This is a genomic window from Streptomyces sp. NPDC003032 (assembly GCF_053591415.1).
The window spans coordinates 39,715-59,947 of sequence record NZ_JBSFTT010000021.1; the positions used below are offsets into that span (position 1 = coordinate 39,715).

A 20,233-nucleotide genomic window follows, 5' to 3' on the forward strand; every position below is an offset into this window, starting at 1 on the left:
CTCCACCGCTCACTTCATGCGCGTAGCCCACTCCTGCACCTTCTCGATGCGCTGCCGCAGCTGCCCCGCCGTGGCCTCCGCGCTCGGCGGCCCGCCGCAGGTGCGCCGCAGCTCGGTGTGGATCACGCCGTGCGGCTTCCCGCTCTGATGGACGTACGCGCCGACCATGGTGTTCAGCTGCTTCCGCAGCCCCAGCAGCTCCTTGTGGGAGACCACCGGGCGCCGCTCGGCGGGCAGTTCGAGGAGGTCGGCCTCCTCGTCCGGCTTCTTCCTGCTGTGGGCGATCTGCCGGGCCTGCCGCTTCTGGAGCAGCATCTGCACCTGGTCGGGTTCGAGGAGCCCGGGGATGCCCAGGTAGTCCTGCTCCTCCTCGCTCCCCGGGTGCGCCTGCATGCCGAACTCGGCGCCGTCGAACAGCACCCGGTCGAAGACGGCCTCGGACTCCAGCGCCTCGAAGGAGAACTGCTCCTGCTCGCCGGTGTCCTCGTCCTGCTCCTTGTTCGCCTCGTCCATCTCCTTCTCGGACTCGGCGTAGGGGTCCTCTTCCCCCTCCTTCTTCGGCTTGTCGAGGGCGTGGTCCCGCTCGACCTCCATCTCGTTGGCGAAGGTCAGCAGGTCGGGCACGGTGGGCAGGAAGACGGAGGCCGTCTCGCCGCGCCGCCGCGAACGCACGAAACGGCCCACGGCCTGCGCGAAGAAGAGCGGAGTCGAGATGGTGGTGGCATACACGCCCACCGCCAGGCGCGGCACGTCGACGCCCTCGGACACCATGCGGACGGCGACCATCCACCGGGAGGTGCTCGCGCTGAAGTCGTCGATGCGCTTGGAGGCGCCGGTGTCGTCGGAGAGGACGACCGTCGCCTTGTCCCCCGTGATCTCCCGGATCAGCTTGGCGTAGGCGCGCGCGGAGTCCTGGTCGGAGGCGATGACGAGCCCGCCAGCGTCGGGGATGGCCTTCCTGACCTCGGTGAGCCGCGTGTCGGCGGCCTTCAGCACGTTCGGCATCCACTCGCCGCGCGGGTCCAGGGCGGTCCGCCAGGCCTGCGAGACGGCGTCCTTGGTCATCGGCTCGCCGAGCCGCGCGGCGATCTCGTCCCCCGCCTTCGTGCGCCAGCGCATGTTGCCGGAGTAAGAGAGGAAGATGACGGGCCGCACGACGCCGTCGCCGAGCGCGCTGCCGTAGCCGTAGGTGTAGTCGGCGGAGGAGCGCCGGATTCCGTCGTTTCCCTCCTCGTACGTGACGAAGGGGATCGGGTTGGTGTCGGACCGGAACGGCGTACCGGTGAGCGCCAGCCGCCGCGTCGCGGGCTCGAACGCTTCGAGGCACGCCTCGCCCCACGACTTGCTGTCCCCCGCGTGGTGGATCTCGTCGAGGATGACGAGCGTCTTGCGCTGCTCGGAGCGGTTGCGGTGCAGCATCGGACGCACGCCCACACCCGCGTACGTCACGGCGACGCCGTGGTACTCCTTGCTGAGCGGCCCCGCGCTGTACTCCGGGTCCAGTTTGATGCCGATCCGGGCGGCCGCCTCCGCCCACTGCTTCTTCAGGTGCTCGGTCGGCGCGACGACGGTGACCTGCTGCACGACATGGTGGTGCAGCAGCCATGACGCGAGCGTGAGCGCGAACGTCGTCTTGCCGGCGCCGGGGGTGGCGACGGCCAGGAAGTCTCGCGGCTGCTCCTGGAGGTACCGCTCCATCGCCCCCTGCTGCCAGGCACGCAGCTTGTTGGCGGTGCCCCAGGGGGCGCGGCCGGGGAAGGCGGGCGAGAGGTGGTGGGAGTTGGCGGCGGCGCTGGTGGTAGTCACGGTCTCCGGGTTTTTACGGCTCGGGTACGTACGACAACCGGGCCACCTTACCGGTGATGGATTGACGTACCCGCGAGTTCGGGGCGGGGTCCGGGCCGGGTGCGACGGGTCTCACATCTACGTTTCACGGCGTACGTCCGTTCGACTCACGGCGTACGTTCCTTCTCTTCACCGCGTACGTTCCTTCAGCCGCGTCCCCACCCAGGCGCCGACCAGGGCGACCGCGGCCATCGGCAGGAAGACGGCGACGAAGGCCCCCGGATGCGTCGCCGAGACCCCGTCCGCCCCGTGGCCCGCGCCCACCGTGCCGCCCCCGAGCGCGGCGAACGCGGCGCCGCCGACGGCGAGGAGCAGGACGTTCGAGAGGCCGTCGGAGATCTGGAGCGCGGCGGAGTTCGACCCCGCGTCCTCGGGCGCCGAGAGCCGCAGCAGCAGGACACTGGTCGAGGCGATGACCATGCCCATGCCGAAGCAGCCGAAGCCCCAGGCGACCCCGACGATCCACACGGGCACCGCCTCGATGAGGACGGTGGGCGCGGTGAGGATGGCGGCGGCCACGAGGATCATCCCGACGACCATGAGACGCGCCCGGTACGGCTCCATGCGGGGCCGCGACTGGACGTACGAGCCGAGCGCCCACGTCGCCCCGCCCACGGCGAGCGAGAGTCCGGCCATGGTGGGGCTCAGCCCCCGCTGCGTGACGAGCATCAGCGGCACGAAGGACTCCGCTGCGATGAACGACCCGGCGGCGACGCCGCGCAGCAGCACCACGGACGGGAGCCCGCGGGCGGCGCGGTAGGTGCCGCGGGGCAGCAGCCCGAGCACGGCGGGGACGAGCACGGCGGCGCCGACAGCGGCCGGGAGCAGCGAGAGCCACCGCAGCTCCTGACCCGCGTACTGAAGGAGCCCCGCCCCCAGCGAGATCCCGAGCGCGAGCCGGATGCGCCGCCGGTCGAAGGCCATGACCGGCGCCGACGGGTCGACGGGCCCGGCGGCGGTCCGCCGTATCGCGGGCAGCGCGAGGGCGAGCGGCGCGACGACGAGCACGGGGATGCCGACGAAGACCCACCGCCACCCGAGCTGCTCGGTCACGGTGCCCGACACCAGCGGCCCCACCACGGACGGCACCACCCAGCTCGCCGCGAACGCCGCCATGATCGCCGGGCGCAGGTGCTCCGGATAGGCCCGGCTGACGACGACGTACAACGCGACGATCACGAGCCCGCCGCCGAACCCCTGTACGGCCCGTCCCGCGATGAACAGCCACATCGCCCCTGCGGTCCCGCTCAGCAGCAGCCCCGCCGCGAACATCGATATCCCGGCCGCGAGTGGTCCCAGCGGTCCCCGCCGGTCGGCCCACTGCCCGCTGAGCACCATGCCGAAGAGGCTGGTCGTGAAGTACCCCGAGAAGGCGAAGGCGTACAGCGAGACCCCGTCCAACTCCCGCGCCGCGACCGGCATCGCGGTCCCGACGGCGGTCGCCTCGAACGCGATCAGCAGCACGACGGAGACGATGCCGATGCTGAGGGCCCGGTGGGGCTTGCCCAGGAGGCCAGCCGTGCGGTCCTGGCCGGGTGGGGGTGGGGGTGCGGCTGTGGTCTCGGAGGCGACGCCGGTCTCGGTCATGCGCCTCAGGGTAAGAGGCGTGGGGTGGTTATGCGCCTGTCCGGGGGTGGGGGGTCGGTGGTCCCTTGGTCGTACGTCTTCAGGCGCGTGAGGCGTGGGTGGCGTACGTGACGAAGGCGGACCAGGTTTGGGGGGTGACGGTCAGGTGGGGGGTGGTGGGGGTTTTGGAGTCCCGGATGTGGATGGTGTCGGGGGTGGGGGCTATTTCGACGCAGTCTTCGCCGTTGCTGCTGTCGCTGTAGCTGCTCTTGCGCCACTCCAGGGCAAGTTCGACGCAGTCGCCGGACTCGTTGCTGCTGCTGTAGCTGCTCTTGAACCACTCCAGCCCGGAGGTGTCCCCGACAGAGGCCTTGCGGATCATGTCTCTCCCAGCACTTGCTCGATGAAGGCCCGCGACTCCTCTGGCGTAAGGGCCTGAGCCCGGATAATTCCATACCGCAGTTCGAGGATACGAAGCTGCTTCGGATCTGAGACCGGACGACCGGCGAACTCGTCGTCGGTGCGCCCCATCGCCGTACCGTCCCCGAACTTGAGCACCTGAATCCGCCCGCCCGTCCCGGGGTGGCCACCACAGGATGTCGGCATCACCTGAATCTCGACGTTCGGCAACTTTGCCACCTCTAGGAGGTGTTCGAGCTGTCGGCGCAGGACCATTGTCCCCCCGATCGGCCGCCGCAGCGTCACCTCTTCTTGGACGAAGCTGAACTCAGGAGCAGGTGTTCGCTCGAAGACCGACCGGCGTGCCATACGCGCCGCCACCAGACGCTCCAATGCGGCGTCCGAGTACACAGGCCGCCTGGTGCGGAGCAACGCCCGCGCGTACTCCTCCGTCTGCAATAGACCGTGAAGGTTGTGGTTGCTGTACATGGCAAGCTCAACGGCCCGCTCCTCCAGCTTCGCCAACTCACGCACCTTCTTCGGGTACCGAGCCTCCCGCATCTCCTTCTTCATCGCGGAGACAAGCCCCCGCGCATCCACGACCTGGTCCACCTTGTCCAGGTACTCGGAACGAGGAATCCGCGCCCCCCGCTCGATCTTCCGGATCAGATCCTCCCCGTACCCGATCGCGTTCCCGAAGTCGGTGACCCGGAGCCCCGCCGCCTCCCTCCACAGCTTGAGCTGATGGCCGACCATCTCGACGACCGCACTGATCTCGTCCTCGGGATCAACGTCCCAACCGGGTTCGTCCACACTGTCGTTACCGTCGTTGCGTTCCACCGCGCCACCTCCCGACGTACCGTCCAAGCCCAACGCGCACGCGTACCCGGGCGTCACCCGGGACAGCCAGGACAAGCCGGGACAACGACCGGACATACGCGGGACGCAAAGCCCGCATGGCTATTCACGGTACGCACGGACGGCCACGCTGAGTGACGTGAACCAAGAAATCACCCGTGCCCCCGCGCCCGTACACCAGTTCACGGTGCTGCTCTCGGCGACCCGCAGAGGCGCGCGCCTGGCAAGGCTGCTGGTGGGCGACCAACTCCGCACCTGGGGGCGGCCGTACGAGGCGGCGGAGCAGATCGTCGCCGAGCTGGCGAGCAACGCCGCGCTCCACGGTGCCGTGCCCGGCAGAAGCTTCCGCCTCGCGCTGACACTCAGCGAGACGGACACGCTCCGTATCGAGGTGACGGACGCGAGAGCGGACCGCCACCCGCCGAGCGCCGCGCGGCTCCCCGCGGCCGACGCGGAGTCGGGCCGGGGCCTCTTCCTGGTGGAGGCCCTCTCCAGCCGCTGGGGCACGTCGGAGGGCCCCGCCCCCTGCAAAACGGTGTGGGCAGAACTGCCCGCCCCGCCCTCGCGGTGAACCCGGCGGGTCAGTCGCCGCGAGGGCTGGTGAACTCCTCGATCAGTACGGGGTACTGCTCCCCGCCGTGCCCCGCGGCGATAGCGCGGTCCGCCATCGCCTTCAACAGCCTGGGGAGTTCCGCGTTGATGCCCGCCGCCTCGCTCTCCTCGATCAGGTGGCCCATCGCCCGCGCGTCGGTCTCCAGGGCCGACACCTCGGCCGGGAAGGAGCCGCCGTCGATCTGCTCGGCGTACCCGGGCAGCCATTCGGCCACGCCCGCGGCGATCTGCCGTGCGAACGGCGCGTACGTCGCGGCGTCGACCCCGGCCGTCCTGAGCAGGGCCGTGCCCTGGAGCCAGGCGTTCAGGACGCTCCACATCATGGCCAGGCCCGCCACGTCGTACAGGGCGGCGAGACCGTGGTCCGCGCCGAGATGGGTGACGGTGCCGAGCGCCGCGAGTGTCGCCTCGTGCGCATCGAAGTCCGACCGCGGCCCGCTGTGCAGGATGAACGCGTCGGCGGTCCCGATCGCGGGCGGGACGGCCATGATGGCGCCGTCCAGGTAGCGGGCGCCGCGCTGCTCGGCCCACTGGGCGGTCTCCCGGGCCTGGGTGGAGTCGCCCGAGGTCAGGTTGATCAGCGTCGTGCCGTCCAGCTCGGCGTCGCTCGCGCCGCCGAGCAGTTCGCGTACGGCCTGGTAGTCGGTGAGGCAGATGATCGCGAGGGGACCCGCCTTGAGCGCGTCCCCGACCGTCGGGGCCAACTCGGCCCCGCCCGCGACCAGTTCGTCGGCCTTGGAGGCCGTGCGGTTCCACACGGTTGTGGGGTGCCCGGCCTTCAGGAACGCGCCCGCGAGCGCCTGGCCCATCAGGCCGAGTCCGATCACTGTCACAGGAGGAAGAGGAGTAATGGGAGTAGCGGTTTCGTTGGTCATGACAGGATCGTCAACGTTGATGCCGGTGTGAAGGTCAAGCGAGGTTCTGATGCTGATCGGGGAACTGAGTCGTCGGACGGGCGTCAACGCCCACCAGTTGCGCTATTACGAGGCCCACGGCCTGCTGGAGGCGGACCGCGGCGCGAACGGCTACCGCGCGTACGACGAGAGCGCGGTGCTGCGGGTGAAGCAGATCCGGCACCTGCTCGGCGCCGGTCTGTCCTCCGAGGACATCGCGTACGTGCTGCCCTGCGCGGTCGGTGAGGCCCCGGAACTGCCCGGCTGCCCCGAGTTGCTGACCGCGATGCGGACACGGCTGCGGCGGCTGGACGACCAGATGGACAAGCTGGCGCAGTCCCGCGACGCCCTGGCCCACTACATCGACGCGGCCGAGCGGACGGGCGGCGAGAGCTATCCCCCCTTCGACGGCACCGGCTTGGAATCCAGCCCCGCCGCCTGAGCGGTTCATTGCAGCCACATGGCAGTCCCGTTGCGGCGCCCGCCGTTCCCTTGAGCCGTCCGTCCGGTCCCGGTTACGTTCATGGAGTCAGGTCGACGACTTGGCCGTGTGCCCGAGTGGCTCAGGGGCTGGACTGCAAATCCAGTAACGCGGGTTCGAATCCCGCCACGGCCTCTACGAAGTTCTCCATGAGGGGGTTCCCCACGGAGGGCGTCAGGCGACCCGCGCCTCTTCCATCCGCTCCAGAATCGCGTCCACCGTCTCCCCCACCGACAGCTCCGAGCTGTCCAGCCAGAGTCCGAGGCGCGGCGTCGTCTCGCGCAGGCCCGTGTCCAGGTCCTGGACCGTCCACGCGCCGTAGCCCGTCTTGCCGCGGCCGGCCTCGCGGGCGGTGACCACGTCGGGGCGCGGGGCGAGGACGATCACGTACAGCGGGCGGGTCCGCACGAGATCCACGTACGTCTTCAACTGCTCGCCCAGGATGACGTCCTGGACGACCGCCGTGAAGCCCGCGCTCGCGTACGCGTCCGCCGTGGACGCCGACAGGCCGTACCGCAGGCGGAGTTGCGCCTCGGCCTCTCCCCCGGCCCCCGGCTCGTACTCCACGCCGCCGGAGACGATCATCCGCCGGTAGACGTCGCCCCGCACATGCGCGGCCTTCGGCAGCCGCTCGGCCAGGGCCTGGGCCACCGTGGACTTTCCGGACGCCATGATGCCGGTGATGACGATGACACCGGTGGGGTCAGAGGTAGTCATGCGCTCCATGGTGCCACCAGTGCCGCGTCCCCGGCCTCCGGTCAACGCTCTCCCGGCCTCCGGTCAATGCGGCGCCGCCACCGCCGCCTGCGGGCGGATCGGGAGGCGGTTGACCGGGCGGCCCGTCGCCGCGCGGACCGCCGAGGCGATCGCCGCCGGGGACGTCACGACCGGGACCGCGCTGGCCGCCTTCGCGCCGAAGGGGGCGACGACGTCCCGCTCCTCCACCAGTTTCACGATGCGGATGTCCGGGGTGTCCAGGGCGGTCGGAAGGGCGTAGCCGGTCAGGTCGGGGTGGCGGACGATGCCTCGCGGGGTGCGGAGGTTCTCCGTGAGCGCCGCGCCCACGCCCTGCGTGACGCCCGCCTCGATACGGGCCTTCAGCTGGACGGGGTTGAGGACGCGGCCCACGTCCTGGGCGACGGCCAGTTCGACGACCCGGACCGAGCCGATCTCGATGTCGACGTCCACCACCGCGCGGATCGCGCAGAACGCCATGCCCACGAAGGCGTCGCCCTGCCCGGCCTCGTCCAGCGGCTCGGTCGGATGCGGGCGGCACTGGGCCGTGGCCCACAGCTCCTTGCCGTCCAGCGCCTCGGTGACCGTCGTGGAGAGCACGCCGTCGTACGAGGTGATCTTGCCGTCGGTGATCTGGAGCAGCTCGGTGGACATGCCGAACTTGTGGGCCAGTGGCTGGAGCAGCTGGGTCCTGACCATCTTCGCCGCGCGCTCCACCGCGCCGCCCGACACCCAGGTGTGGCGGCCGCGGCAGCTCGGGCCCGCCGGGGGCTGGTCGGTGTCGACGGGGGCGACGCGGACGTCGTCGATGCCCAGGGTCTCCTGGACGATCTGGCGGGCCAGCGTGGTGAAGCCCTGGCCGGTCTCGACGGCCGCGCAGATCACCGTCGCCACGCCGTCGTGGACCTTCACGGTGGCGGTGGAGACCTCGTCCGTGCCCTCGGCGCCGAGGAGCTGGACCATGCCGAGGCCGTAGCCGACGCCCCGCCGCACGGCGGCCGGTTCGCCCGCGCCCTCGGGGCCGCCGGGCAGCAGCCACTCGTCCTCGGGGCTGTCCTTGGGAAGGTCGGGGAGGGGGACGTCCCGGACGGCGGCGAGGAGTTCGGCCACCGGGGCCGGGCACGTCACCGTCTGGCCCGTGGGCATGATGTCGCCGGTCGCCATGGCGTTGCGCAGCCGCAGCTCGGCCGGGTCGATCGACAGCTTCTTCGCGATCTTGTCCATCTGGGCCTCGTACGCGGCGCACACCTGCATGGCGCCTTCGCCCCGGACATGCCCGGAGGGCGGGTTGTTCGTACGGACCGCCCAGCCCTCGATGAAGGCGTTCGGTACGACGTAGGGGCCGCAGGCGAAGGAGACGGCGGCGGCCAGCGCCTCCGACGACGTGTCCGCGTACGCGCCCGCGTCGAGCAGGATCTGCGCCTCCACCTTGACCAGGCGGCCCTCGGTGTCCGCGTGGTGGCGGTAGCGCAGGAGCGTGGGGTGGCGGTGGGCGTGGCCGAGGAAGGACTCCTCGCGGGTCGCGGTGAGCTTGACGGGGCAGCCGGTCCGCAACGCGAGGAGGCCGAGCGGCAGTTGGAAGCTGGCGTCCTCGCGGTCGGCGGTCGCGCCCGGCACGCCCGTGACGACGACCTTCACCTGGTCGTGCGCCAGGCCGTAGCAGGCGGCGGCCCGGTCGCGGTCCGCGTGCGGGTCGGTGGAGGCGACGTACAGCTCCACTCCCCCGTCGGGGCGCGGCACGGCGAGGCCCGCCTCGGCGCCGACCGGCGCCGGGTCCTGGCGGCCGATGCGGTACAGGCCCTCGACGACCAGCTCGCCCACCACCTCCGGGTCGCCGTGCCGCAGCGGGATGTGGCGGATCAGGTTGCCGTCGGGGTGCAGCGGTTCGGCCTCGAAGGCCTTCTCCGGGTCGGTGACCGGTTCGAGCACCTCGTACTCGACGATGACGGCGGCGGCGGCCATGCGCGCGGTGTCGGGGTGGTCGGCGGCGACGGCGGCGATGGGCTCGCCGTGGTGGCGTACGACATCGGAGGCGAAGACCGGCCGGTCCGGCGTCCTGCGGCCGTGCAGCGCGTCGCCGGGCACGTCCTCGTGGGTGACGACGGCGTGCACGCCCGGCATGTCGCGCGCGTGGCTGGTGTCGACGGAGACGATGCGCGCGTGCGCGTGCGGGGAGCGCAGGACCGCCGCCCACAGCAGGCCCTCGGCCCACAGGTCGGAGGCGTACGGGAAGGTGCCCTCCGTCTTGGCGCGGCACTCGGCCGGCGACAGGGCCGAACCGATGCCGTGCGGCAGCGGCTCGGAGCCCGGCGCGGTGGCGGGGGGCGCGGCCGTGGTGGTGGTCTCGGTGCTCACGCCTGGCCTCCGTCCTGGCCGTAGGGCCTCTGCGGTCCTTCTTGTCCGTCGTACGGGCCGTGGTGCGGGGGGCCGTCGTACGGGCCGTCGTGCGGACCGTCGTACGGGGGGCCGTCGTGCGTGCCTTCGTACGAGCGGTCGTGCGTGCCTTCGTACGTGGTGCCGTCGTACGCGCTCTGGTGGACGCCGCCCGCGCCCGGACCCGCCTGGTGCGGGATGCGCGCCTCGTCCGTCTGCTCGTCCTGCGCCGGGGCTTGGGCCTGGACTTGGGCCTGGGCCTGGGCCTGGGCCGAGTTCTCGGCGGCGGACGACTCGCGCTCGGTGACCACCTCGCGCACGGCGTCGAGGACGCCGCGGTAGCCCGAGCAGCGGCAGAGGTTGCCGCACAACGCGCGGCGGGTCTCCAGCTCGCTGGGCGCGGGGTTGCCCTCAAGGAGGTCGTGCACGGTCATGGCCATGCCCGGCACACAGAAGCCGCACTGCACCGCGCCGCACGCGGCGAGCGCGCGCTGCACGTCGGAGGGCTGCCCGTCGACGGCCAGACCCTCGACGGTACGGACCTCGCTGCCCGCGGTGGTGGCGGCGGGCACCAGGCAGGACGCGACGAGCCGCCCGTCCACCTGGACGTTGCAGGCCCCGCACTCACCCTGCGAACAGCCGTCCTTGGCGCCCGCGAGACCGAGCCGCTCACGCAGGACGTAGAGCAGGGACTCGCCGATCCAGGCGTCGGTGACGGGCCGGTCGGTGCCGTTCACGCGCAGGACGTAGGAGCCGAGGGGGTGGTCGTCGTGCAGGGGGTTGGGGGCGATGACGGGGGCGGCGCGTTCCTCGGCCGCTTCCGCGGCGCTCTCCTCGACCGTTCCGGCAGCCGGTTCCGCGGCGTCTTCCCTGTCCATTCCGGCAGCCACTCCCGCGTGGACTCCGTCAGCCGTCCCGGCAGCCGCCTCCGCGGCGCTCACCCCGGCCGTCCCGGCAATCGCTGCCGCGGCGTTTTCCCTGGCCATCCCGGCAGCCGCTCCCGCGTGGACTCCGTCAGCCGTCCCGGCAGCCGCCTCCGCGGCGCTCACCCCCGCCATCCCGGCAGCCGCCTCCGCGGCGCTCACCCCCGCCGTCCCGGCAGCCGCTCCCGCGTGCGCTCCGTCAGCCGTCCCGGCAGCCGCCTCCGCGGCGCTCACCCCGGCCGTCCCGGCAGTCGCTGCCGCGTGGGCTCCGTCGGCTTCGCCGGGCTCGGTCGCGTCGCTCGGCTCTTCGGTGGCGTCCGCTTCATTCGGCGCCCCCGGCGCCCCCGGCTCGTCCGGGCCGTCAGCCGGTTCCGCGACTGCTTCGGCGGGTGCGTCAGGCGTGGGGGACACGGCGTCCACGGGATCGGCGGCGTCCACCGCGCCCGTCGGCTCCGCGGAGTCCGGCAGCTCCGGCGTCTCCGTCAGTTCCGCCAGCTCCGAAGGCTCGGCGGACTCCAGGGCCTCCGCGATCTCCGCGGCCTCGGCTGCCTCTGCCGCCTCCTGGGCGGCTTCCTGAGCCGCTTCGGCGGCCGCCGCCGCCCGCGCCGCCGCCTCGGCCCCGGACTGCCCGGCGGGCGGCACCTTGACAGCCCGCAGCAGCGTCGTCTGCTCGAACCGGCTCTCCTGCGGCGCCTGCTCCGAGGCATCGGGAAGCGGCGGCGCGGCCTCCTGGGGCGGTGCGCCCCAGGGCGCTCCGGCTCCCGCGCCCGTCGCCCACGGCGCGGGCGCGCCGCCCGGCAGCGTGGCGGGAGGCATGCCGCCCCCGGCCCAGCCGCTCACCTGCGTACCAAGGGGGTAGGCGCCATCCCCGGTCAGCGAAGACGCGGTGTACTCGCCCGACTCGTCCGGGAGATCCCCACCGGCGACCGGGATCGACCACTGCCCCGTGACGTCGGAGGAGGGAGCGGCGACGCCATTCCCGTCATACCGCTGCCCGTAGCCCTGGCTGTGGCCCTGCGCCTGCCCGTACTCCCGGTGGTCGTACTCCTGGTGGTCGTACTCCTGCTCGTATTCCCGTCCGTACGTCCGCCCCTCCGCCGCGCCTGCGTCGGTGAAGCTCCACTGTCCGGTCGCGCGGGAGTCGTAGCCGTGTGCCGTGTCCGCGTCGGGCCACCGCACCGCGCGTCCGCCGTCGGCCGCGCCCGTCACCTCGGGCGGCATGACCCACGCGCCCGTGCCCGCGGGGTCGGTGGCGTCGGCCGTGGTCGGGGTGACCGTTATCTGCGGCGGCACATAGCCGTGGCCGGGCGCGGCGAGCGGGATGTCCAGCATGCCTTCGGGGAGCTGCACGAACGCCGTGGCGTCCGAGTCGTACTCACCCTGTGGATGCGGCTGCCAGCCGCCGTTGTCGGTGTTGCGGTCGTCGCTCACGACAGCGCCCTCCCCAGTGCTCGTCGGGCCAGCACGGCGACGGTGCGCCGCAGGTGCAGTACGCCGGGCGACAGCGGCTGTTCGGTGCCGTCGGCCGCCGGGGGCTGGTCGGGGATGCACGCGGCGGCGACGTACTCACCGAAGGCGGCGACCGCCTCGGGCACGAGGCTGCCGCGCTCGCCGTCCCAGTCGATCAGCGAGGCGACCCACTGCTCGGCCTCCAGGGGCCGTAGCGGCATCGGCGCGATGGCGCCGACCGCGCACCGCACGCCGCGCCGCGCGGGGTCGAGGACCAGCGCGACGGAGGCGGTCGCCCGGCCGGGGCCGGTGCGTCCGGTCGCCTTGAGGAAGACCTGGGGGGCGTGCAGCAACGGCACGCGCACAAAACCGATCAGCTCGCCGGGGCGGAGCATCTCCATGCCCGCGAGCAGGTGCGGGACGGGGACCTCGCGGCGGGTCCCGCCGGGCCCCGCGATGATCAGGACGGCTTCGAGCGCGGCGAGCACGGGCAGCGCGTCGCCGGTGGGCGCGGCCGAGGCGATGTTGCCGCCGAGGGTGCCCGCGTTGCGGATCTGGGGCGGTCCCGCGGCGCGCGCGGCGGCGGCCAGGGCGGGGATCAGCGCGGCGAAGTCGGGGCGGCCCATGCGGGCGTGGGTGAGACCGGCGCCGAGCAGGGCGTGGCCGTCCTGGTACTGCCAGCCGCGGATCTCGTTGATGCGGCCGAGGCCGACGAGGGCGGTGGGGCGCAGCTGTCCCGAGTTGACCGAGGCCATGAGGTCCGTGCCGCCGGCGACGGGCACGGCGGCGGGCATGGCGGCGAGTGCCGCCACGGCCTCGTCGAGTGTGGCGGGCAGGTTCACCGACCGCGGTGTCCGCGCCGCCTGCGGTGCGTGCGTGCTCAAAACCGGCTGCCCCTTCCCGATGCCCGGCCGTGTACCTCACCTACGTCGCGTACGTGAAGTGCTCGCCGTTCGCGACGCGTCGCCGTTACGCCTGTTCCGCCGTACGGTACGTGCTCACAACCCGGACGTGGCAACTCTGGCACATCTTCGCCGGGGCCCGACGCGGGGGTCCGCTAGGAGGCATTCGTCCCTGGTCCAGGGGGATATGCCGCTTTCGCACGGCTTTCCGGCGGCCCGCACCCGGCCCTCGTTCGGCCCCCGTTCGGGGCGCGTTCGGTCCGCGTTCGGTCGCGTTCGTGGGGCGGGCCGCCGGGGTACACGCACTCGGACGGAACCTCACACGTTCGGGGGCGGCCCCTCGATCGGGCGTCCGAGACCGCTGCTCGTCAGCCCTTCGGGGGCGGGTCGCCGCTGCCAGGGCAACGGGCCGCCCGGCGGGCGGTAGTCGACGCCGAGGGCGTCAAGTCGTGCGTAATGGGCCGACATACGCCGTTCGAAACCGGCGAAGTCCCGCTCGGCCGGGGCGGGCAGGCTGCGCCAGGCGACCTCGCAGAAGGCGGCGAGGCGGGGGAAGACCTGGTAGTCGACGCGCCCTTGGTGCTCCATCACCTCGGTCCAGACGTTGGCCTGGGTGCCGATGACGCGCGCGGCCTCCTCCTCGGTCAGCTCCGCGGGGACGGGCTCGAAGCGGTAGACGTCTTCGAGGGTGCGGATGAAGCCGATGGGCATCGGCTCGTCGGGGCCGCCGTCCTGCCGGTGGTCCAAGTACACGTGCTGTTCGGGGCACATGATGACGTCGTGGCCGGACTTGGCCGCGGCGATGCCGCCGCGGTAGCCGCGCCAGGACGAGACGGTGGCGCCCTCGGCGAGGCCGCCCTCCAGGATCTCGTCCCAGCCGATGAGCCGCCGCCCGCGGGCCGTGAGCCAGGTGTCGAAGTGGCGGATGAACCAGCTCTGCAGCCCGTCCTCACCCTCGACGCCCAGCTCCTTGACGCGGGCCTGCGCGGCGGGCGAGGCCTTCCACTGGTCCTTGGGGCACTCGTCGCCGCCGACGTGGACGAAGGTGGAGGGGAAGAGGCCGAGGATCTCCTCGAAGACACCTTCGTAGAAACGGAGTACGTCCTCGGTCGGGGCGAGGACGTTCTTGCTGACGCCCCAGGTGTCCCAGACGGTGAGCGCCTCGGTGTCGACGACGTCCGCGTTGCCGAGGTGCGGGTAGGCGCTGATGGCGGCCTGCGAGTGGCCCGGGATGTCGATCTCCGGGACGACGGCGATGTGCAGGGAGTCCGCGTACGCGACGATCTCGCGGATGTCGTCCTGGGTGTAGAAGCCGCCGTGCGGGCGCTCCTCCCAGAGCGGCGACGCGCGGTGCCCCCACTTGGAGCGGGCGCGCCACGAACCGACCTCCGTCAGCTTCGGGTGGCGCTTGATCTCCACCCGCCAGCCCTGGTCGTCGGTGAGGTGGAAGTGGAAGACGTTGAGCTTGTGGGCGGCGAGCAGGTCGAGGTAGCGCAGGACGCCGTCCTTCGGCATGAAGTGCCGGGCCACGTCGAGCATCATGCCGCGCCACCCGAAGCGGGGGGCGTCCTCGACGACGCCCGCGGGGACGGAGCGCGGCGCGCCGGGCCGCAGTGGCACGCGCCGGAAGGCGTCCGGGCCGAAGAGCTGGCGGAGCGTCTGGGCGCCCCAGAAGACGCCCGCGGCCGCTCCGCCGCGGATCTCGACGCGGTCGCCGCCGATGGTGAGGCGGTACGCCTCCGGCTCCAGGGAGTCGTCGACGAGCAGGGAGACGGAGTCGCCCGCGCCTTCGGCGCCGGGGTGAAGCGGCAGGCCGAGGGCGGCGCCGAGCGTGGCGCGCAGCCAGCGCTCGGTGGACTCGGTGCCGGGGCCGGCCCACAAGGTGGTCGAGGGTCCGGCGGCGAAGGAGGAACCAGGCACGGCCTCGGCGCGTGCGGGCGCCGGGATGAGCTGCTCGAATGTCATGCCACAGAAGGCTGTCACGCGATTGCGCAACGCAAAAGGGGCGTTGCGGCACACGCAACGCCCCTTGGGCGAAGGGGTCTCACCGGGACGGAAAAGGAGCCCCGGCGGGACAGAAAGGGACTACTTCTTGCCGCCCTTGCCGTCCTTGCCGCCCTTGTCCTTGTCGCCGCCGGCGCCCATGGACTCGTAGATCTCCTTGCACATGGGACAGACGGGGTACTTCTTCGGGTCGCGGCCGGGGACCCACACCTTGCCGCAGAGCGCGACGACGGGGGTGCCGTCGAGTGCGCTCGCCATGATCTTGTCCTTCTGGACATAGTGCGCATAGCGCTCGTGGTCGCCGTCACCGTGCGACACCTGCGGCGTCGGCTCTACGAGGGTCCCCGTACCTGCCCCGCGTTCGGGCTCGGGCTCAAGAGTGCTCATAAGGGCCAAGGGTACTCACGCGCGCGGCGTCCTGGCAGCGACCGCCCTCGGGAGTCCGGCCGGAAGTCTGTCCGCAGGTGCCGGCGGGCGTGCGCCGGGCGCGGGCGGTCGCCAGGTGCAGGGCGAGGCCCGCCGCCGCCACCGCGGCCGCCGCCCACGGCAGGTCGCGGGGCGCGAGGCCCGCGGAGAGGGCGAGCCCGGCCACCCCGGAGCCGACGGCGCTGCCCAGGTAGAGGGCGGAGTTGTTGAGCGCGAGTGCCACGGTGCCGCGCTCGGCGCGCAGGGCGAGGAGGCGGTGCTGCTGCGGGACCTGGAACGCCCAGCCCGCGGCGCCCCAGACGACGAGCGCGGGGAAGGCGGCGGCGCCGAGCAGCGGCAGGACGCCTATGGCGACGACCAGGGTCGAGACGATCCCCGTCACGAGGAGGACCACCCGGCCGGTGCGGTCCACCAGCGGCCCGGCGACCACGCTGCCGATCACCCCGCCGATGCCCCACGCCCACAGATACGGCGCCACCTCGCCCTCGCCCACCCCGCCCGACGAGGCGAGCACCGGCGCGAGATAGGTGTAGAGGCCGAGGCTCGCCACCGCCCCCAGGAAGGAGACGCTCACGACGGGCAGCACCTTCCGGTCGGTGAGCGCCCCGAGCCGCGCCCGCACCGGAACCGGCGGCTCGGCGGGGACCTCCGGCAGCCCCACCGCGAGGCCGACGAGCGCGACCGCGCCAAGGCCCGTCACCAGCCACATCGTGGCCCGCCACGACGTGTGGCCGGCGAGCAGCACACCCAGCGGGACACCGAGTACCGTGCCCGAACTCATCCCGCCCATCACCAGCGCGAGCGCCCGCCCGCGCCGCTCCGGCCCCGCCAGCGAGGCGGCGGCCGCCGTGGACAGCGCGGAGTAGACCCCGGCGCCGACACCCGCCACCGCCCGAGCGACGAGCAGCACGGCGAGGCCGGGCGCGAGCGCGGTGAGGCCGTTGCCGAGCGTGAAGACGGCCAGCGCGGCGACGATCAGCACGCGCGGCCGTACGCCGGTCAGCAGCCCGGTGACGAGCGGCGCGCTCACCGCGTACGCGAGGGTGAAGACGGTGACCATCTGCCCCGCCAATGAAACGGTCGTTCCCAGATCCCCGGCGACGACGGGCAGCAGCCCCGCCATCACATAGGCGTCGAGCCCCAACGTGAAGGCCCCCACCATCAGCAACCACACCTTGCGCACGCCGCTCAACTCCCTCGTCGGTTCGGTCCGGCGAGGGAAACGTAGGCACCCTCCGAATACTGGGGGAAATGCCTGCCGTGCGCATTTATGCTGGGGCGGCATGAATGACGTACAGCCCCCGGAGCCCCGAGAGTCCCGGGTGTCCCGGGTGTCCCGGGTGTCCCTGGAGGGCATCGAGCTGCGGCACCTCCGCGCCTTCCTCGCCGTAGCCGACGAGCTGAGCTTCACGCACGCCGCCGACCGGCTCCGCGTCGGGCAGCCCGCGCTCACGCGGGCCGTGCGGGGGCTGGAGGAGAGCCTCGGGGCGCGGCTGCTGGAGCGGACGACGCGGCGCGTCGCGCTCACGGAGGCCGGGCGGCGGCTGCGGGACGAGCTGGTGCCGCTGCTGGGCCGCCTGGACGCCACGCTGCGCACCGCCGCCGGTGCCGAGCCGCCCCTTCTGCGGCTCGGCTTCACCTCGCTGCTGCCCGAGGCGTGCGCCGAGCTGGCCCACGCCTTCAAGGCGGCCACCGGCGCGGGCGTGCGCCTGGTGCGGCGTGACGCCCCGCTGGCCGGGCTGCTGTCGGGCGCCTGTGACATCGCGGTCGTGCGGGGCGACATCCCGGCCGGCGGCGCGGTGCGCTCACGCCTGCTTCTGCACGAGCCGCGCGTCGCCGTCCTCGCCCGCGACGCGCCCGAACTCGCGGGCCGCCGTGTCGTGGACTGGACGGAGCTGGCGGACCTCCCCCTCGTCGTCAACACGGTCACCGGCACGACCGGCCCCGAGCTGTGGCCCGAGGGGCGCCGCCCGCGACCGGCCTGCACCGCCGACAACTTCGACGAGTGGCTGGAGGCGGTCGCCGCGGGCCACGGCGTGGGCGTGGCCCCGGAACCGGTCGCCCGCAGGCACTCCCACCCGTCCCTGCGCTACGTACGCCTGAAGAACGCCCCGCCCGTCGCCGTGCGCCTGGCGGTCCCGGCCAGGGACGCGCATCCGCTCGCCGAGCGGTTTCTCGCTCTCGGCGGGACCGGTCAGTTCAGCGACGGGTCGTCCGGATAGGTCGCCACCATGGCCAGCTCGCTGCGCTGGCGTCTGAGCACCGCGCGCCACAGCCGCTCCGGGTCGGGCGACGAGACGTCACCGGGCTCGGACTCGACGACGTACCACGCGCCGTCCGCCAGTTCGGTCTCCAGCTGGCCCGGCCCCCACCCCGAATACCCCGCGAAGATCCGCAGGCTGCCGAGGGCCGGGGAGAGCAGCTCCGGCGGTGCCTCCAGATCGACGAGGCCGATCGCGCCGTGCACACGGCGGAAGCCGACGGGGTCCGCCCTGCCGGGGCGCGGCCGGGTACCGAGGGACGCGCCCTCCTCGCCGGGGATCACCGCGACGCCGAGCGCCGAGTCCAGCGAGACGGGGCCGCCCTGGAAGACGACGCCCGGCGCGCCGGTCAGCGCGCCCCAGCCCTCCAGGATGTCGGCGACGTCCACGGGCGTCGGGCGGTTCAGGACCACGCCGAGCGAGCCCTCCTCGTCGTGGTCGAGGAGCAGCACCACCGCACGGTCGAAGTTCGGGTCCGCCAGGGCCGGTGTGGCCACGAGCAGCCGCCCTGTGAGCGAGGACACCTCGGTCATGGTCCACATGATCCCGCATCTTCGCCCCGCGCGGGGAGGTAATGGCCGTACGTGAACCGGTGCAGATCAGGGCGCATGAAGGCGACCGGAGCGCACACGGAGGGCGGTGACCCGGAGTGTCCGGTTCCGCACGGTTCGTGTTGTGGCGAACTCATGACCTGTTTTGCACGGCCTTGGCCTTACGGAAGGGGGGTACGCGGCCATTACGCTTGGCCCTTTGGTCCCCCCGTCCATCCAATCGGAACGCGAGATTCATGACCGTCACCGGCACCGAAGACGTACTGCTTGTCCATGGCGGAACCCCGCTGGAGGGCGAGATCCGTGTCCGCGGCGCGAAGAACCTCGTGCCCAAGGCCATGGTCGCCGCGCTGCTCGGCAGCGCACCGAGCCGGCTGCGCAATGTCCCCGACATCCGCGACGTACGTGTCGTACGCGGCCTGCTTCAGCTGCACGGCGTGACGGTCCGCCCCGGTGAGCAGCCGGGCGAGCTGATCATGGACCCGTCGCACGTGGAGAGCGCGAACGTCGCCGACATCGACGCCCACGCCGGTTCGTCGCGGATTCCGATCCTCTTCTGCGGACCGCTCCTGCACCGCCTGGGGCACGCCTTCATCCCCGGCCTCGGCGGCTGCGACATCGGCGGCCGTCCCATCGACTTCCACTTCGAGGTGCTCCGCCAGTTCGGCGCGACCATCGAGAAGCGCGAGGGCGGCCAGTACCTGGAGGCCCCGCAGCGGCTCCGCGGCACGAAGATCAAGCTGCCGTACCCGTCCGTGGGCGCCACCGAGCAGGTCCTGCTCACCGCCGTGCTCGCGGAGGGTGTGACCGAGCTCTCGAACGCCGCGGTCGAGCCGGAGATCGAGGACCTGATCTGCGTCCTGCAGAAAATGGGCGCGATCATCGCCATGGACACCGACCGGACCATACGGATCACCGGTGTCGACAGCCTGGGCGGCTACAACCACCACGCCCTCTCGGACCGCCTGGAGGCCGCCTCCTGGGCTTCCGCGGCCCTGGCGACCGAAGGCAACATCTACGTCCGCGGCGCCCAGCAGCGCTCGATGATGACGTTCCTGAACACCTACCGGAAGGTGGGCGGTGCCTTCGAGATCGACGACGAGGGCATCCGCTTCTGGCACCCGGGCGGCTCGCTCAACGCGATCGCCCTGGAGACGGACGTGCACCCCGGCTTCCAGACCGACTGGCAGCAGCCGCTCGTCGTCGCCCTGACGCAGGCCGCGGGCCTGTCCATCGTCCACGAGACGGTCTACGAGTCGCGGCTCGGCTTCACCTCCGCGCTCAACCAGATGGGCGCGCACATCCAGCTCTACCGCGAGTGCCTCGGCGGCTCCCACTGCCGCTTCGGCCAGCGGAACTTCCTGCACTCCGCGGTCGTCAGCGGCCCCACGAAGCTCCAGGGCGCCGATCTGGTCATCCCGGACCTGCGCGGCGGCTTCTCGTACCTCATCGCGGCCCTCGCGGCCCAGGGGACGTCCCGCGTCCACGGCATCGACCTGATCAACCGCGGCTACGAGAACTTCATGGAGAAGCTCCAGGAGCTGGGCGCGAAGGTCGAACTCCCGAACGGCAAGACAGCGCTGTAGCTGATTTCAGCAAGCAAAAGGGGCGGTCACCCAGTGGGTGACCGCCCCTTTCAGCTGCTTGAGGCTACTTGCCCTTCGCCGCTTCCTTCAGCTTGGAACCGGCCGAAACCTTGACGCTGTAGCCGGCCGGGATGTTGATCGGCTCGCCGGTCTGCGGGTTACGGGCGGTGCGAGCGGCACGGTGGGTGCGCTCGAAGGTCAGGAAGCCGGGGATGGTGACCTTCTCGTCGCCCTTGGCAACGATCTCGCCGACGGTCTCGGCGAACGCGGCCAGCACGGCGTCGGCGTCCTTGCGGGTCACCTCGGCGCGGTCGGCCAGCGCGGCCACCAGCTCACTGCGGTTCATGTTTGTACTCCCGTGTTCTTTTG

Annotated in this window: 18 protein-coding genes and 1 tRNA gene; 5 read left to right on the forward strand and 14 right to left on the reverse strand. The window is 72.4% G+C overall.

Annotated elements, in window-relative coordinates:
• Positions 1-9: 9 nt before the first annotated feature.
• The 4 genes from ACWDZ7_RS26825 to ACWDZ7_RS26840 form a co-directional block, all read right to left on the reverse strand.
• A complete protein-coding gene (locus tag ACWDZ7_RS26825) occupies positions 10-1,806 on the reverse strand; it encodes a DEAD/DEAH box helicase (protein WP_451800433.1) in 1,797 nt (598 codons plus the stop codon).
• Positions 1,807-1,974: 168 nt separating this feature from the next.
• Positions 1,975-3,432, reverse strand: coding sequence for an MFS transporter (locus ACWDZ7_RS26830; RefSeq protein WP_451800434.1), 1,458 nt, complete (start codon positions 3,430-3,432; stop codon positions 1,975-1,977).
• Positions 3,433-3,511: 79 nt separating this feature from the next.
• A complete protein-coding gene (locus ACWDZ7_RS26835) occupies positions 3,512-3,793 on the reverse strand; it encodes a DUF397 domain-containing protein (protein WP_451800435.1) in 282 nt (93 codons plus the stop codon).
• The gene (locus ACWDZ7_RS26840) at positions 3,790-4,650 is read right to left on the reverse strand and encodes a helix-turn-helix domain-containing protein (protein WP_451800437.1); all 861 of its coding nucleotides are present in this window, start codon (positions 4,648-4,650) and stop codon (positions 3,790-3,792) included. Before ACWDZ7_RS26840 ends, ACWDZ7_RS26835 begins: the two co-directional genes overlap by 4 nt.
• Before the next feature lie 157 nt (positions 4,651-4,807).
• Here ACWDZ7_RS26840 and ACWDZ7_RS26845 point away from each other — a divergent pair, with 157 nt between their 5' ends.
• Positions 4,808-5,239: an ATP-binding protein gene (locus tag ACWDZ7_RS26845; protein WP_451800439.1), complete on the forward strand. Its 432-nt coding sequence runs from the start codon at positions 4,808-4,810 to the stop codon at positions 5,237-5,239.
• A gap of 10 nt (positions 5,240-5,249) precedes the next feature.
• On the opposite strand, the gene ACWDZ7_RS26850 is transcribed toward ACWDZ7_RS26845, so the two are convergent.
• On the reverse strand, positions 5,250-6,155 hold the full coding sequence (locus ACWDZ7_RS26850) for an NAD(P)-dependent oxidoreductase (RefSeq protein ID WP_451800440.1): 906 nt from the start codon (positions 6,153-6,155) through the stop codon (positions 5,250-5,252).
• A gap of 49 nt (positions 6,156-6,204) precedes the next feature.
• Between ACWDZ7_RS26850 and ACWDZ7_RS26855 the strand changes: the two genes are divergently transcribed.
• Together ACWDZ7_RS26855 and ACWDZ7_RS26860 are read left to right on the forward strand one after the other, a co-directional pair.
• Positions 6,205-6,615, forward strand: a complete 411-nt coding sequence (locus ACWDZ7_RS26855) for a MerR family transcriptional regulator (RefSeq protein WP_451800441.1) — start codon at positions 6,205-6,207, stop codon at positions 6,613-6,615.
• Between the two features lie 102 nt (positions 6,616-6,717).
• Positions 6,718-6,789: transfer RNA gene (locus ACWDZ7_RS26860), tRNA-Cys, on the forward strand.
• Positions 6,790-6,828: 39 nt separating this feature from the next.
• On the opposite strand, the gene ACWDZ7_RS26865 is transcribed toward ACWDZ7_RS26860, so the two are convergent.
• The 7 genes from ACWDZ7_RS26865 to ACWDZ7_RS26895 all read right to left on the reverse strand — a co-directional run bounded on the left by ACWDZ7_RS26865 (position 6,829) and on the right by ACWDZ7_RS26895 (position 16,649).
• The gene (locus ACWDZ7_RS26865; protein ID WP_451800443.1) at positions 6,829-7,371 is read right to left on the reverse strand and encodes an AAA family ATPase; all 543 of its coding nucleotides are present in this window, start codon (positions 7,369-7,371) and stop codon (positions 6,829-6,831) included.
• Positions 7,372-7,434: 63 nt separating this feature from the next.
• The gene (locus tag ACWDZ7_RS26870; RefSeq protein WP_451800444.1) at positions 7,435-9,744 is read right to left on the reverse strand and encodes a xanthine dehydrogenase family protein molybdopterin-binding subunit; all 2,310 of its coding nucleotides are present in this window, start codon (positions 9,742-9,744) and stop codon (positions 7,435-7,437) included.
• Entirely contained in the window at positions 9,741-12,116 is a 2,376-nt protein-coding gene (locus tag ACWDZ7_RS26875) for a (2Fe-2S)-binding protein (RefSeq protein WP_451800445.1), read from the reverse strand. The genes ACWDZ7_RS26870 and ACWDZ7_RS26875 overlap by 4 nt, the downstream gene beginning before the upstream one ends.
• Entirely contained in the window at positions 12,113-13,018 is a 906-nt protein-coding gene (locus tag ACWDZ7_RS26880) for an FAD binding domain-containing protein (protein WP_451800447.1), read from the reverse strand. The genes ACWDZ7_RS26875 and ACWDZ7_RS26880 overlap by 4 nt, the downstream gene beginning before the upstream one ends.
• A 336-nt stretch (positions 13,019-13,354) precedes the next feature.
• Positions 13,355-15,001 carry a beta-N-acetylhexosaminidase gene (locus tag ACWDZ7_RS26885; RefSeq protein ID WP_451800448.1) on the reverse strand — a complete coding sequence of 549 codons (1,647 nt, stop codon included), beginning with the start codon at positions 14,999-15,001 and terminating at the stop codon, positions 13,355-13,357.
• A gap of 120 nt (positions 15,002-15,121) precedes the next feature.
• Positions 15,122-15,427 (reverse strand): DUF3039 domain-containing protein, encoded by a 306-nt coding sequence (locus tag ACWDZ7_RS26890; protein ID WP_055550135.1) that lies wholly within the window; start codon positions 15,425-15,427, stop codon positions 15,122-15,124.
• Positions 15,414-16,649, reverse strand: a complete 1,236-nt coding sequence (locus tag ACWDZ7_RS26895) for an MFS transporter (protein ID WP_451800450.1) — start codon at positions 16,647-16,649, stop codon at positions 15,414-15,416. The genes ACWDZ7_RS26890 and ACWDZ7_RS26895 overlap by 14 nt, the downstream gene beginning before the upstream one ends.
• Positions 16,650-16,749: 100 nt before the next feature.
• Here ACWDZ7_RS26895 and ACWDZ7_RS26900 point away from each other — a divergent pair, with 100 nt between their 5' ends.
• Positions 16,750-17,688, forward strand: coding sequence for a LysR family transcriptional regulator (locus ACWDZ7_RS26900; RefSeq protein WP_451800451.1), 939 nt, complete (start codon positions 16,750-16,752; stop codon positions 17,686-17,688).
• Here ACWDZ7_RS26900 and ACWDZ7_RS26905 read toward each other — a convergent pair.
• Entirely contained in the window at positions 17,661-18,260 is a 600-nt protein-coding gene (locus ACWDZ7_RS26905) for a YqgE/AlgH family protein (protein ID WP_451800452.1), read from the reverse strand. The genes ACWDZ7_RS26900 and ACWDZ7_RS26905 overlap by 28 nt on opposite strands.
• A gap of 254 nt (positions 18,261-18,514) precedes the next feature.
• On the opposite strand from ACWDZ7_RS26905, the gene murA reads away from it, so the two are divergent.
• Positions 18,515-19,864 carry a UDP-N-acetylglucosamine 1-carboxyvinyltransferase gene (gene murA, locus ACWDZ7_RS26910; RefSeq protein WP_451515541.1) on the forward strand — a complete coding sequence of 450 codons (1,350 nt, stop codon included), beginning with the start codon at positions 18,515-18,517 and terminating at the stop codon, positions 19,862-19,864.
• Positions 19,865-19,928: 64 nt separating this feature from the next.
• Here the strand turns inward: murA and ACWDZ7_RS26915 are convergent, their stop codons facing one another.
• Positions 19,929-20,210, reverse strand: coding sequence for an HU family DNA-binding protein (locus tag ACWDZ7_RS26915; protein ID WP_016645140.1), 282 nt, complete (start codon positions 20,208-20,210; stop codon positions 19,929-19,931).
• Positions 20,211-20,233: the final 23 nt, after the last annotated feature.